A 13,592-nucleotide genomic window follows, 5' to 3' on the forward strand; every position below is an offset into this window, starting at 1 on the left:
GCCGCACATGACGAGCCAGCACATCTCCGACACCGATCTCGCCGCACAACCGGCCGCGTACTGGACCGGAGTGGCCTACGAGGCCCTCATCGCGTTCACCCGGGCCCGGCAGGCCGAACTTGGCTTCACCCAGCCCCAGTACTGGCTCTTGCGCAACCTGTCGAGGAACGACATCTCACCCGACGGCCACGGCATGACCCTCCTCGAACTCCAGCAGGCCATGCACTCCTACCTCAGGCCCGAGGACGATCTGAAGGCCGAGGCGGAGGTCCTGGTGGGGCGCGGCTGGCTCACCCGCGACGGCGAGGGACGGCTGTGGATCACCGAGGTGGGAGACGAAGCTCGGGCCGGCCTCAAACAGCACGCCCCGGCCATCCGGAACCGTATTCATCAAAGTATCGACGACGCTGACTACGTCACCGCCCTGAAGGTGCTCCAGCAGATGATCCGGAACACCGGCGGTGCTGTGGACTGACAACCGACGTGGTGCCGTCGCCGTCCGGAACGGCGACCCTCGACGCCCGACGGCGCGGCGGGCCGGAGTCGTGCCGCCCGGCCCGCCGCGCCCGCAACGCCGGAGCGGACTTACGGGTAGAGCCTGATGCTGTTGATCGGCGTGATGTCCGCCACGCCGACCGTGAAGCTGTTGATGACCAGGCCGGTGCAGTTGGCACCGCTGTACCCGTAGCAGAGCTGGGCCTTCGCGCCGGAGTGCTGGTTGTTGAACACCCACTTGGTGCCGTACTGGTTGCTCAGGTTGTGGGCGCCGTACTGGGACCAGCGGTGGCTGGGCCGACCGGCGTTCCAGTCGGCCTCGTTCTGGTACATGCAGACGTAGCCGAGCTGACAGCCCGCGTAGTCCCCCTGCTGCGCACCCTGTTCACCGGCCTGCGCGGTCGCGGCGGTCGCGGCGAGAGTGCCGGTGGCCAGTGCCAGTGCCACGGCGGTCCTCTTGATCTTGTCGAGCATTGGTTTCCCCTCGTGTACGAGTACCCGGCGGCGCGGTGTCGCGTTTCGGCGCGCCGGTTGCGTAAGCCACATCCTCACAAGCGGTCCGTGTCCCGTGAACCTGACATGTGTGAGGTTGACGAGCGCGCTCCACGGCGATCCTCTGGTGGCAGACAACGCCATCGAGGCACCGCATCCCCTCACCCGACGTACGGCAGCCGCCCAGGGCAAAGGCGTGCCGCACCACGGCTGGGGATCCACGGTGCGACTGCGCCCGCTCGGCAGCGACCCCTGTCCCGGCAGGCACCCGGCCCGGATCCGGCAGCTTCACGAGCGCGAGCGACCACGGCCGTGATGCCGGTGATCCGGCCGTCGACGACGGTGTTCCGGCCGTCGACGACGGTGAACGGCGACGCCGGCACCGGCGTCAGCGATCTCGGGGACCAGTACTCGCTCGGCCACCGGCACAGCATCCCCGCCGCCCGCTGCCGCCGAGTGTCACTCCGCCGGCATGTCGATCCGTACCCGGTTGCCGTCGGGGCCGCACGGTTTCGAACCCGCCGTGGGCAGCGCGCGGACCCGGGAGTCAGCGCCGGCGGTGCCGACCAGCGGGTCACACGTCGCACCGCTTGCTGCACCTTGACCATCTGTTCAGCTGGCAGGAGTGGCGGTGACCAGCCATCAAGGACAACGATGTGTCATCCACATCTGCACCAGGAGCAACAAGTGAACGTCTCGCTGACCGTTTGGCTGCTGACCGTGGCGGCCCTGTGCGTGCTCGTCGCCGTCGACTTCTTCATCGGCCGCAAGCCCCACGACGTGTCCCTCAAAGAAGCCGGCACGTGGACCGTGGTGTGGGTCTTCCTGGCCGTGCTGTTCGGGGTGGGCCTGTGGTACTTCGGCGGGAGCGGGTCAGCCGGCGAGTTCTTCGCCGGATACATCACCGAGAAGTCGCTCAGCGTCGACAACCTGTTCGTCTTCGTCCTGATCATGGCGAAGTTCGCGGTGCCGTCGCAGTACCAACAGCGCGTGCTGATGGTCGGCGTGGTGATGGCCCTGGTGCTGCGCACCGTCTTCATCGCGGTCGGCGCGGCGGTCATCTCGACCTTCTCCTGGATTTTCTACGTCTTCGGCGCGTTCCTGATCTGGACCGCCTGGAAGCTGGTGCAGGACGCCCGCAAGGAGGCCCACGAGGACGAGTACCAGGAGAACAAGCTGCTGAAGATGGCGGAGCGGCGCTTCGGCGTGGCCGACCGCTACCACGGCACGAAACTCTTCGTCGTCGAGAACGGCAAGCGGATCATGACCCCGATGCTGGTCGTGATGCTCGCGATCGGCTCCACCGACGTGCTGTTCGCGCTCGACTCCATCCCCGCGATCTACGGCCTGACCCAGGACCCGTACATCGTGTTCACCGCGAACGCCTTCGCCCTGATGGGCCTGCGCCAGCTCTACTTCCTCATCGGTGGCCTGCTGAGGAAGCTGGTGCACCTCTCCTACGGCCTGTCGATCATCCTGGGCTTCATCGGCGTGAAGCTGGTGCTGCACGCCCTGCACGAGTCGGGCGTCCACGTCCCGGAGATCAGTATCCCGTTCTCGCTGGGGTTCATCGTGCTGGTCCTGGCGGTGACCACCTTCACCAGCCTGCGCGTCTCGAAGAAGCAGGAGACCGAGGAGGCGGCACGGCGCGCCACCGGGTCCCGGTAGCCCCCGCGGCACCGCTGACCGACGACCGGCGGACGATGCCGTCCGCATCCTGCGCCGTCACCTCCGCGCCCTGACCGGTCATCACCGCGTCGGCGCCCATGGCGTGACGGTCGCGGGGATCGTCGACCGGACCACGAGCAGCGGTCCCACCCGTCCTGGCGGAGCCGGGTGGCTCCGCCAGGACGGGTGGGACCGTACGGCCGTCCGCGTGTCCCGCATCCCGACGCCTTCCGGCCGCCCCGGCGGCGTCCGGCCCGACGGCCGGCGGCGCCGCGGTCGGGAGTCGCGAGGCGAGGGATGGCGGTTCCTCAGGAGCGGTAGGCGGGTGGGTCAGCGGGTCTGCGTGGTCCGGTGCTCCTTGAGCGAGGCGCAGTTGGAGCCGGTCACCTGCACGGAGACGTTGGCGATGGCGCCGCCCCAGTCGACGCAGAAACCCTTGCCGATGACGTACGAGGGTCCTGCGTACGAGGTGTAGCGCCCGTAGTCGCTGTCGCCTTCGTTGGTGGCGGGTACATAGATCCACGCGGACATGTCCACGGCGGTGCCGGGGTTGTTGCGGATGGTGACGACGCAGTTGTTGCCGTTGACGGCGTTGTAGGCGAGGTAGACGGTGCCCAGTGTGCCGACGGCAGCGGAGTTCACGGTCTTGTAGCCGCTTCCGCAGACCTTCTGCGCAGTGGTGTTGGGTGCGGCGGAAGCGGGTGCCGCCAGTGCGGTGGTGGCCCCCACCGACAGCGCGGCCAGTGCGGCAGCGCCCAACATGGAATGACTGAATCGCATATTTCCCCCTTGTGTGTTTAGGAGTTGGTTGCTCCTGCCTTATGTGACGGGCGGGGCCTTCGGATGGTTGTGCCTGAGTTACTGGCATTTTCGGTCATAACCGAGCGCCCGATTGGCTGAGTTGGTACGCAACCAGGAGGCCTGGGCGGTGCGGTGCCCGGCGGCCGTCGTTCAGAGGATGACGCGGGGCCGGTGGGCGGGGGTGCCGTGCCGCTCGTCCGAGCTCCCCGGAGTCCGCAGGTGACCGAACCCGGCCGACCCGGGCGCGCGGAGGCACGTCGACGCCGTGGGTCGACTCGGGGGTGGTTCAGTTCCCGGCCGGCGGGGCGGTCGAGTTGCGCACCACGAGCTGGGTGGCCACCTCCATGTGGTCCATGAGGAGGTGCTGTCCCTCGATCAGGGACAGCAGGGCGCGGGCTGCCTTCTGGCCCATGTCGTGCAGCGGCTGGCGCACGGTGGTGAGGCCGGGGAAGCTCTGCGCCGCTTGCGGAAGGTCGTCGAAGCCGACGACCGAGAAGTCGGTGGGCACGGTGAGTCCGCACGACCTCGCGGCGTCGATGGCGCCGAGCGCCATCAGATCGGCCCCGGCGACGATCGCGGTCGGGCGCTGCTCGGTGATGAGCTGCGAGGCGGCGCGGAAGCCGCTGGCGTAGGAGAAGTCGCAGGAGGCGACCAGTTGTTCGTCCACTTTCAGTCCGGCGAGTCGCATGGCGTCCTCGAAGCCCTGGAAGCGGATGGAGGTGCTTTCGAGGTCCTCCTCGCCGCGTAGGTAGGCGATCCGGGAGTGGCCCAGGTCGATCAGGTGCTGGGTGCCCTGGCGCATGCCGTGGTAGTTGTCGACGCTCAGCCGGGGGAGGGGTACGTCCAGGCGCCGGGGGTCGATGATGACGCACGGCAGTTTCTGCCGGCGCAGCAGCTCGGCCGTCTCGTCCTCCAGGACGGGCGCGATCATGAGGACGCCGTCGACCAGGCCGCGTCCCAGGAACTCGATGCGGTCCTTCTCCCGCGCCGCGTCGTGGTACGAGGCGTTGACGAGGAGTTCCTGCTCGGCGCTGGCCAGTTCGTCGGCGACACCGCGCAGGATCTCCAGGCCGTACTGGCTGGTCAGGTCCAGCGCGATGAGGCCGACGAGGCCGCTGCGGCCGGCCTTGAGGTTGCGGGCCGAGATGTTCGGCCGGTAGCCCAGTCGCCCGGCCACCTCCAGGACGCGGCGACGGGTCTCCTCCGATGCCCCCGGCTTGCCGTTCATGACGTTGGACACGGTCATCGCGGAGACGCCGGCCTCCTCGGCCACCTGCGCGATGGTCACCCGCCCTGCCACTCGAACTCCTTCTGCCTGACGGCGCCCGTCGAACCGGACCCGCTCCCGGACCCGCTCGTCGGATCGCCGGGTGAGTACCCCCTCGGGCCGCGCCCGGCCTGGCCGGCCCGCGAAGCCTTCTGGAGCCCACCCCTGCTCACCGCACCGCACATCCAAGAAAACTTTATCGATAAGTTGCGTGGGGCGTCAATCGCTGCGACGGCGGGCGTTGCCCGGTTCCGCGCCGGTCTCCCCGTGCTGTCGCGGGGCGGAGGGGCGGTGGCCTGGCCGCGGCTCCCTGACGGGCCGGGGCCGGTTCGGTGGTAGCGGGCGACCACGGAAAGTTACGTATAGATGTCCACTAAGTTTTGCGTTACAGTCCCGGCCATCGGCAGGAGACGTTCGCCGCAACTCGGGTTGACCAGGCCCTTTCCATACGAATCAGCGCTGCACCCACCCGGCACAGGCTGTTCGATCAGAAACCCCTTCAGACATGACAAGTCGGTCCCTACCGACGGGTGAGGTGTGCAATGAAGCGCTCTGGGAGATGTCTCGCGGTCGCCACCACGGTCGCCGCCATGGCGATGTCGCTGGCCGCGTGCGGCGGCGAGTCGTCGGGCGCGGCCGCCGACGGCACGGTGACCATCCACGTACAGGCTTGGAAGGGCGGCGGCGCGGAGCCCGCCAACGTCGCCGAGATCAACAAGGAGTTCGAGAAGACCCACCCGAAGATCAAGGTCGACTTCGAGTACATCACCGCGAACGACACCTACACGCAGAAGCTCCAGCCCGAGCTGCTGGGCGGCAAGGCCGGCGACGTGATCATGGTCGACACGGACCGGATGAAGAAGTGGGGCGCCTCCGGCTACCTCGCCGACCTGTCCGGGGAGTCGTGGGCGAGCCGCATCACCCCGGACGCCCAGCAGTTCGCGCAGTCCGACGGCAAGACCCTGGCGATGCCGATGGAGCTGATCGGTATAGGCCTGTACGCCAACATGGACCTGCTGAAGAAGGCCGGCATCACCGAAGTGCCCGCCGACTGGCCGACGTTCCTCGCCGACCTCGCCAAGGTGAAGAAGGCCGGCATCGATCCCCTCGCGCTGCCCGACAAGGCCGGATGGACGGGCAGCTCGGTCCTCCAGGCCGCCGGATCGACCCTGGTCTACCAGAAGAACAAGCAGTGGGACGCCGACTTCCTGGACGGCAAGGCGTCCTTCGACCCGGACTGGAAGGAACCCCTGCGGCAGCTCAAGTCGCTGGAGGACCAGGGATACGTCGACTGGAAGAACGAACTCGGAGTCGACGAGTGGTCCCAGGGCCCGCAGGACTTCAGCGCCGGCAAGAGCGCCTTCTGGTACCAGGGCGCCTGGCAGGTCTCCAACGTGAAGAAGGCCGGCTTCCCGGTCTCCTTCGCCCCCTGGCCGGGCGGCGCGGCGGGCACCAAGCCCAACGGGATGCTGTTCTCCGGCACCATGTGGGGCGTCAACTCCCAGTCCCAGCAAGGTGACGCGGCGCGCGAGTACGTCAAGTTCTGGTCGCAGAACAACAACCTCTCCAAGTACCTCGAGGCCGAGCACGCGGAATCCCCGTTCATCAGCGGCCTGACTCCGGAGAGCCCCGAGACCACCGCGTTCACCACGGCCTTCCAGGAAGGCCGTTACCGGATCCTGCCCTCCGACTCCTGGTACGCCGCCGCGGCCGAGACCACCACCGGCTCCAAGATCCAGGCGTACCTGCTGGGCAAGGCGTCCGCCGCGCAGACCCTCAAGGACATCCAGACCGCGGCGTCCGCCAAGTAACCCGGCCACCCCTGGTCAGCCGTGGCGGGGGCGTGGGTCAGCAGCTCACTGACCGCCCCCGCCACGGCCCTTCCGGGCAAGAGGAGGATCCCCGTGTTCCACCGACGGCGCGCCACCATGGCCGCCTTCCTGCTTCCGGCGATCGTCGTGTACGGCGTGTTCATGCTGTATCCGCTGGCCCGAGGCGTCTATCTGAGCATGACCGACAGCCTCGGCGGCCCGATCGCCCACTTCGTCGGCACACAGCAGTACCGGGCCATGGCCGACGACCCGGCCGTCACCGACGCCATCTGGCACACCGTGCTCTACGCGGCGGTCGTCGTGGTCGTGCAGAACGGCCTCGGTCTGCTCTTCGCGAGCATGCTGTTCCGCCGCCCGAAGGTCCGCAAGACACTCAACGTCGTGCTCCTCACGCCGACGCTGATCTCCCCGGTGATGGCCGCCTTCATCTGGTCGTACCTGTTCGCGCCGACCGGCGGCATCAACGCGCTCCTGGACCTGGTCGGCCTGCACGGCCTGGGCCACGTGTGGCTCGGCGACACCTCCACCGCGCTGTACTCGGTGGCCGCCGTCAACATCTGGATGTTCACCGGCTACTCCTGCGCGATCTTCCTCGCCAGCTACATGAGCATGCCGACCGAACTGCTGGAAGCGGCCGCGCTGGACGGCGCGAACGGCTGGCGGCGCTTCCGCAGCATCGAATGGCCCCTGCTGGCCCCGGCGCTCACCGTCAACGTGACGCTCAGCCTGATCGGCTCGCTGAAGGTCTTCGAGTTCCCCCTGGTCCTGACCAACGGCGGCCCCGCGGGAGCCACCGACACACTGACGCTGATGGTGTACCGCAACGTCTTCGGCGGCGGGAAGTTCGCCTACGGCGTCGCGCTGTCGGTCGTCCTGCTGGTGACCGTGGTCGTCCTGTCCAGCGCCACCTCCTCCCTGCTCCGGCTGCGCGAGCGACGAATCTGACGGAAGCTGACGGATCGCCACCATGACTTCACACATCACTTCGCCGCCGGTCGAGGCCCGTCCGGCCCACGACGACCCGCGCCGGACACCCACCCGGCCCCGCGCGACGTCCCCGACCTCGCGCAACCCGCTGCGCCGGCTGGCCGGCGGCCTCGGCACCGCCCTGCTCTGCCTGGGCACGCTGCTGTTCGTCCTGCCGTTCCTCTTCACGGTCATCACCTCGCTGCGTACCGCGGCCGACGTGGCCCGCTCGCCGCTGGGCATCCCGCACTCACTGACCCTGAAGAACTTCACCGACGCCTTCAGCCAGATCCACTACGGGCGAAGCACCCTCAACACCCTCCTCATCACCGGCCTTTCGTGCGTGGTCATCACCGTGATCGGCTCGCTCGCCGCCTATCCGCTCGCCCGGATCACCCAACACTGGTCCACCGCGGTGTACCGGCTGTTCATCCTCGGCACGTCGGTCCCCGTGTTCGTCGTGGTGGCGCCGCTCTACCTGCTGATGCGCGACCTGAACCTGCTGGACAGCTACGCGGGGATCGTCCTCATCTACACGGCCCTCAACCTCCCGGTCGCCGTGTTCTTCTACACCAGCTTCATCCGTTCCATCCCGGCCGACCTGGAGGAGGCGGCGGCACTCGACGGCTGCGGCGCCTTCCGTACCTTCTTCACGATCATCCTGCCGTTGCTGCGCCCGGTCACCAGCACGCTGCTCACTTTCATCTCCCTGCAGATCTGGAACGACCTGCTGGTTCCCCTGGTGTTCCTCCAGGACCCCGGCAAGCGGACCGTCATGGTGAACGCGTACTCCTTCATCGACCCGCACACCGTGCAGCCGACCACGCTGTTCCCCGCCGCACTGCTCGGTGTGCTCCCGCTGCTGCTGATCTTCATCTTCCTCCAGCGCCAGGTGGTCGCCGGCATGTCGGCCGGGGCGGTCAAGTCCTGAGCCCGGACGCGCCGGACCTGCCCAACACCTCGTGAACCGCCTGCCCGGGCGTCCGCGCACGCGCCCGCCACCCGCGGTCGAGACGCCGCACGACCCACACGACCCACACGACGACCCCACCGTCCAGGGGCACCCGCGCCCCGACGTCCCGGAAGGACCATCCCAGCGATGTACGTGGTCTCATACTTCACCGACGCCGACGAGGCGCTGCACCTGGCCTACAGCCATGACGGCGAGGAGTTCGCCGCGGTGAACGAGGGGCGGCCCGTCCTGCGGGGCACGGTCGGCACCGGCAGACTGCGCGACCCGTTCATCGGGGTGGGCCCCGACGGCCTCTTCCACCTGCTCGCCACCGACGGCTGGACGAGCCCCTTCATCGTCCACGCCACCTCCGGCGACCTTCACACCTGGTCCGAGCAGGAACTCATCCCGGTCATGGCCGGGGTGGAGGGAGCCCACAACGCCTGGGCCCCCGAGTTCTTCCTGGACCGCGGCACCGGGCTGTACCACCTCATCTGGTCCTCGGTCGTGGACTCCGGGACCACGGCCGAGGGCCGCGACTACGAGCACATCGGCCAGGACCACCGCATCTGGCACTGCACCACCGAGGACTTCACCACCTTCTCGGCCCCCGGTCTCTTCTTCGACCCCGGCCACTCGGTCATCGACGCCACCGTGCGGGAGGTGGACGGCGGCGGATTCCTCATGGCCTTCAAGGACGAACGCGGCACCAACGACCTCGCCACCGCTCACAAGGACATCCACCTGGTCGCCTTCGACACTCCCGGCGGTCCGTACACCCGCGGCACCGGACCGGTCACTCCTCCGGTGGTGGAGGGCCCCTCGATCTTCCGCCGCGGAGACGAATGGATCATGATCTTCGATCATTTCCTCGAAGGCAGGTACGGAGCGGCTCGCAGCAAGGACGGCCGGGACTGGGAGCCCGTCTCCCTGGCCCTTCCGCCGAGGATGCGACACGCCTCCGTCCTGGAGCTGTCCCCGCCCGCGTCGCTCCCACCACGGTGAGGCACCGGCTCGCCGAAGCGGTCCCGTCCGGCAGGTGCCACCGGGTCCGCGACCGCGCACAGCGCTCACGAGCCGCTCGCGCAGGGGCGGGTGCCACGGTCCCGCCACAGACTCCGGGCGAATCCGTCGGATCCGCCCGGCGCAGGAAGCCCCGGGTCGCAGCCCGCGACCCGGAGGACACATCCACCCAGCAAGGAGCGCCGCAATGAAGCGTCGCAGATCGACGAGCCCGGCCCGCCGGGCACCTCGCGTCCTGGCCCTGCTCGCCACGCTGGCGGGCGCACTCCTGGTCCCGGCCCACACCGCCATGGCGGCAGGCACCTCCTACTACGTCGACTGCTCGGCGTCCGGCAACGGCAGCGGCACCCAGAGCAGCCCCTGGAACTCCCTCGCGGGCGTCAACAACACCACCTTCGGTGCGGGCGACACCATCCTCTTCGCCGCCGGCACCACGTGCTCCGGCCAGCTCGCTCCGCGGGGGTCGGGTGCCCCGGGCAGCCCCGTCACCATCGGTTCCTACGGCACCGGCGCCAAGCCGGTCATCAACGCGGGCGGCGCCACCGGTCCCGTCATCCACCTGCTCAACCAGCAGTACTGGGACATCGGCGGCCTGGAACTCACCAACCCGGCCGCCTCACCCGCCTACCGCTCCGGTGTGCTCGCCGAGAACAGCTCCGGCGGCGTCCTGCACCACATCCGGGTGCACGACATGAACATCCACCACATCAGCGGCTGGTCGGGCGGCTGGTACTCCACCAACGCGGGTGTCGGCGTCCAGACCGACCACACCACCCCCGTCTCCACCTTCGACGACGTGGTGATCGAGAACAACACCTTCGACCACGTCGACCGCATCGCCGTCGCCGTCACTCCGGACGGGGACGGCCAGGGCACCGGCCAGACCACGGGCACGGTCATCCGCGACAACACGATGACCTACGACGGCGCGGACGACATCCTCGTCGTCAAGAACGACGGCGCCCTCATCGACGGCAACAAGGCCGGCTACGGCGGCGCCAAGGCCACCTGCCCGCCCTCCGGCCAGTACTGCAACGGCGCCTCCGCCGGCATCTGGATGTCCGGCAGCAACGACACCGTCGTCCAGAACAACGAGGTGTACTGCCACGTCAACGGCGCCGACGGCACCGGCTACGACGTCGACTGGGGCAACCACAACACCACGTTCCAGTACAACTACAGCCACCAGAACCTCGGCGGCTTCATGCTGATCATGCCGCCCTTCTCGATCGCCAACGAGCCCACCTCGACCGTCCCCAGTGACGGCACGGTGATCCGCTACAACATCAGCGAGAACGACGGCACCAACGCAGGCTGCCCCGCCGCGGGCACCCCGACCCACGGCACGGGCGTCTTCCACCTGGTCGGCAACGTCCCCAACAAGAGCGGCAGTTCGGTCGCCGTCCCGCAGATCTACAACAACAGCATCTACGTCAACAAGAGCGGCCTGAACACCCCGATCCTGTACTCGCGCCGGGGCACCAGCATCACCGGGACCCTGTCCTTCCGCAACAACGCCGTGTTCAACTACGGCACCGGCGGCTACTTCACCACCAGCGCCGGATCCGTCTACTCCAACAACCTGTTCTACGGCACCCACCCGTCCTCCGAGCCCGCAGACTCGGCGAAGGTCGTCACCGACCCCGAGTTCCGCAACCCGGGCAACGCGGGCACGTCCTCCTCGTACACCGGCACCGGCGCCTACCAGGTGCACCCCTCCTCCCCCGTGATCCGGGCCGGGGCGGTCATCAGCGGCAACGGCGGCAAGGACGCCTTCGGCAACACCGTCTCCGCGACGGCCGCGCCCAACATCGGCGCCGACAACGGCACCGGCGGCAACCTCGTCTCCAATGCCGGCTTCGAGTCGGGCGCGATGAGCCCCTGGACCAACAGCGGCGCCGCCCCCTCCGCCACCTCCTCGGGCGCCCGCACCGGCACCTACGCGCTGACCACCCAGGCCAGCGGCAGCGGCGCCAACCAGAACATCACCGGCCTCAGCCCCAACACCACGTACCTGCTGACCGGTTGGGCCAAGGTCGCGAACGCCGGGGAGACCCTCGCCATCGGCGTCAAGAACTACGGCGGCACGGAGACGTTCACCAACATCGCCACGACGTCGTACTCCCAGGCGGCGGTCCTGTTCACCACCGGCGGCTCCAACACCTCCGCGCTGGTCTACTGCTGGAAGAACACGGGCGGCACCGGTGCCGGCACCTGTGACGACCTCGCGGTGGAACGCGTCTCCACCGCGGCCAACGCCCTGACCAACGCCGGCTTCGAGTCGGGCTCCCTGAGCCCCTGGACCCGCAGCGGCAGCGGCGCCCAGTCCAACGCCGTCGCCTCCAACGCCCGCACCGGCACCTACTCGCTGCAGACCGGTGCCGCCACCAGCGGCGTCGAGCAGTCCGCCACGGGCCTCGCCTCCAGCGGCACCTACCTCCTCACAGGCTGGGCCAAGGTCGCGAGCGGCGGCGAGCAGGTCTCCGTCGGTGTCAAGAGCTTCGGCGGCACCGAGACCTACCTGCGCACCTCCACGACCGCCTACTCCCAGCAGCCCGTCTTCTTCACCACCGGGAGCACCAACACCTCGGCCGCGGCCTACTGCTACAAGGACGCCGGTTCCTCCGCCGGTTACTGCGACGACTACACCCTGATCAAGCTCTCCTGACGACGTCCCACCCCAAGGAGAAACCTTCCTGCACGGCGGGCGGGCCGGACTCACCGGGCCCGCCCGCCGTGTCCCCGATGTCTCACAGCAGGAACGTGAGCGCGGTGACGCCGAACGCGAGGAAGGCGAGCGTCGGCCAGTACAGAAGCTTGGGCGCCAGGTTGTCCCGCCATTCGACCAGCCCGAGGTGTGGACCGCGGGACAGAAGGAGGGCGTTCCACACCACGGCGATGATCATGAAGTAGAGACAGAAGTAGAGGTAGTCGATGTACGCGATGCCGTGCGAACCGGTCTCCTGCCGCGTCGTGTTGTGGTCGACCGTCAGCACCAGCAGGAGCGCGGCCGCGAGTTCGACGACCGTCAGCCCGTCGAACCCGGCCAGTGGATGGCGTTGCGTGTTCTTCGTGGTGACGAAGAGCGAGGCGAACACGAGGATCGCGATGAAGGCCAGTGGGATGATCCTGCCGAACAGCGGCGAGACGAACTCCCGGGCCATGTGCATGTTGAAGTACAGCTCGGGAAAGGCCTCCTCCCGGTACTGCCGACCCTGTCCGAAGTTGGCCGAGTAGGGCGGGGTGTCGTAACTGAAGGCCGTCGCCTTGACGTCCCAGTTGCCGGGGACGAAGCCGGAGTCGAGACCGTACGCGGCCTGAGGGTGCCACGGCGGATAGGCGGTGAGGTCGGGCACGAGCACCGCGCGCTGGCGGAAGTCGGGATGCCACAGGCGCAGCCAGACATCCTGCTCGTCGAGGGGATAGGTTCGGTAGTCGAAGATCTGGCGCAAGGTCACGTGGAAGTACCAGCCGACGATCTGCTCACCGTCGCGGCGGAAGTCGTACACCTTCTCCGGCTGGTAGGAATCGTCTGCTTCCGGCAGTACGACCCCGCGCTCCAGGTCGTCCGGGAGTGAGTCGGCGTAGCGCTGCCACAGGTATCCGCTCACCTCGACGTCGTAGGCGGCGGTGAAGCGCAGTGCCTGGACGAACACCCCGGTGGGAACCGTGAGAACCGGGGCGCCGGCGGGCATGTGCCGGGCCAGGTAGGCCTGGGCCGAGCGGGGACTGGTGACCGCGGTGCCGCGGGTCAGCGTGTGCGAGACGTCGGCGATCTGGATGTGCCAGACGGCCCCGGTGCCGGTCAGCAGAACGGCGCTGGCCCAGGCGCTCGCCAACCACAGCCGGTGGACGGGCAGTCGCCGGATGGCGGCCAGCCCGCCGAGCAGGAGCAGCAGCAGACCGAGGGCCGTGACGAGCCCGAGCCGTGCGCTCGGATGGCGCACGTCCAGTCCGTGGGGGTGGCGCAGGGCCACGAGCACGACGACGGTGAACACCACGGCCGTAGCGAGGGCGAAGACGTCGACGATCCTCGTGGCCTGCCGCAGATGCCGCTGCGTGAAGGGGGCGTTGTCGTCGGTTGTCACGGCGCGGT

At 68.6% G+C, this 13,592-nt stretch carries 11 protein-coding genes; 7 read left to right on the plus strand and 4 right to left on the minus strand.

Annotation, left to right across the window (positions count from 1 at the left end; all coding sequences use genetic code 11):
• The first annotated feature begins 7 nt into the window (after positions 1-7).
• Positions 8-475, plus strand: coding sequence for a MarR family transcriptional regulator (locus ACFYO5_RS22260; protein ID WP_388711175.1), 468 nt, complete (start codon positions 8-10; stop codon positions 473-475).
• Positions 476-585: 110 nt separating this feature from the next.
• Here the strand turns inward: ACFYO5_RS22260 and ACFYO5_RS22265 are convergent, their stop codons facing one another.
• Complete coding sequence (locus tag ACFYO5_RS22265) at positions 586-969, minus strand: hypothetical protein (RefSeq protein WP_388711178.1); 384 nt, start codon at positions 967-969, stop codon at positions 586-588.
• A 705-nt stretch (positions 970-1,674) separates the two neighbouring features.
• Between ACFYO5_RS22265 and ACFYO5_RS22270 the strand changes: the two genes are divergently transcribed.
• Complete coding sequence (locus tag ACFYO5_RS22270; RefSeq protein WP_388711182.1) at positions 1,675-2,655, plus strand: TerC family protein; 981 nt, start codon at positions 1,675-1,677, stop codon at positions 2,653-2,655.
• Positions 2,656-2,985: 330 nt separating this feature from the next.
• Here the strand turns inward: ACFYO5_RS22270 and ACFYO5_RS22275 are convergent, their stop codons facing one another.
• Together ACFYO5_RS22275 and ACFYO5_RS22280 are read right to left on the minus strand one after the other, a co-directional pair.
• Positions 2,986-3,435 (minus strand): spore-associated protein, encoded by a 450-nt coding sequence (locus ACFYO5_RS22275; RefSeq protein WP_388711185.1) that lies wholly within the window; start codon positions 3,433-3,435, stop codon positions 2,986-2,988.
• A 307-nt stretch (positions 3,436-3,742) separates the two neighbouring features.
• Positions 3,743-4,756 carry a LacI family DNA-binding transcriptional regulator gene (locus ACFYO5_RS22280; protein ID WP_388711188.1) on the minus strand — a complete coding sequence of 338 codons (1,014 nt, stop codon included), beginning with the start codon at positions 4,754-4,756 and terminating at the stop codon, positions 3,743-3,745.
• Between the two features lie 509 nt (positions 4,757-5,265).
• On the opposite strand from ACFYO5_RS22280, the gene ACFYO5_RS22285 reads away from it, so the two are divergent.
• The 5 genes from ACFYO5_RS22285 (at position 5,266) to ACFYO5_RS22305 (ending at position 12,164) form a co-directional block, all read left to right on the plus strand.
• Positions 5,266-6,534, plus strand: coding sequence for an ABC transporter substrate-binding protein (locus tag ACFYO5_RS22285; protein ID WP_388711191.1), 1,269 nt, complete (start codon positions 5,266-5,268; stop codon positions 6,532-6,534).
• A 93-nt stretch (positions 6,535-6,627) separates the two neighbouring features.
• Positions 6,628-7,500 carry a carbohydrate ABC transporter permease gene (locus tag ACFYO5_RS22290; protein WP_388711194.1) on the plus strand — a complete coding sequence of 291 codons (873 nt, stop codon included), beginning with the start codon at positions 6,628-6,630 and terminating at the stop codon, positions 7,498-7,500.
• Between the two features lie 22 nt (positions 7,501-7,522).
• Positions 7,523-8,452 carry a carbohydrate ABC transporter permease gene (locus tag ACFYO5_RS22295; protein WP_388711197.1) on the plus strand — a complete coding sequence of 310 codons (930 nt, stop codon included), beginning with the start codon at positions 7,523-7,525 and terminating at the stop codon, positions 8,450-8,452.
• Between the two features lie 168 nt (positions 8,453-8,620).
• Complete coding sequence (locus ACFYO5_RS22300; protein WP_388711200.1) at positions 8,621-9,478, plus strand: glycoside hydrolase family 43 protein; 858 nt, start codon at positions 8,621-8,623, stop codon at positions 9,476-9,478.
• A gap of 205 nt (positions 9,479-9,683) precedes the next feature.
• The gene (locus tag ACFYO5_RS22305) at positions 9,684-12,164 is read left to right on the plus strand and encodes a carbohydrate binding domain-containing protein (RefSeq protein WP_388711203.1); all 2,481 of its coding nucleotides are present in this window, start codon (positions 9,684-9,686) and stop codon (positions 12,162-12,164) included.
• An 82-nt stretch (positions 12,165-12,246) separates the two neighbouring features.
• Here the strand turns inward: ACFYO5_RS22305 and ACFYO5_RS22310 are convergent, their stop codons facing one another.
• Positions 12,247-13,584, minus strand: a complete 1,338-nt coding sequence (locus ACFYO5_RS22310) for a hypothetical protein (RefSeq protein ID WP_388711206.1) — start codon at positions 13,582-13,584, stop codon at positions 12,247-12,249.
• Positions 13,585-13,592: the final 8 nt, after the last annotated feature.

It is taken from the genome of Streptomyces sp. NPDC006259 (genome assembly GCF_042870975.1).
Classification (GTDB): Bacteria; Actinomycetota; Actinomycetes; order Streptomycetales; family Streptomycetaceae; genus Streptomyces.

Coding starts and splice junctions, on each gene's coding strand:
- ACFYO5_RS22285 (WP_388711191.1), top strand. CDS start 5,266: ATGAAGCGCTCTGGGAGATGTCTCGCGGTCGCCACCACGGTCGCCGCC.
- ACFYO5_RS22295 (WP_388711197.1), top strand. CDS start 7,523: ATGACTTCACACATCACTTCGCCGCCGGTCGAGGCCCGTCCGGCCCAC.
- ACFYO5_RS22260 (WP_388711175.1), top strand. CDS start 8: ATGACGAGCCAGCACATCTCCGACACCGATCTCGCCGCACAACCGGCC.
- ACFYO5_RS22300 (WP_388711200.1), top strand. CDS start 8,621: ATGTACGTGGTCTCATACTTCACCGACGCCGACGAGGCGCTGCACCTG.
- ACFYO5_RS22305 (WP_388711203.1), top strand. CDS start 9,684: ATGAAGCGTCGCAGATCGACGAGCCCGGCCCGCCGGGCACCTCGCGTC.
- ACFYO5_RS22275 (WP_388711185.1), bottom strand. CDS start 3,435: ATGCGATTCAGTCATTCCATGTTGGGCGCTGCCGCACTGGCCGCGCTG.
- ACFYO5_RS22265 (WP_388711178.1), bottom strand. CDS start 969: ATGCTCGACAAGATCAAGAGGACCGCCGTGGCACTGGCACTGGCCACC.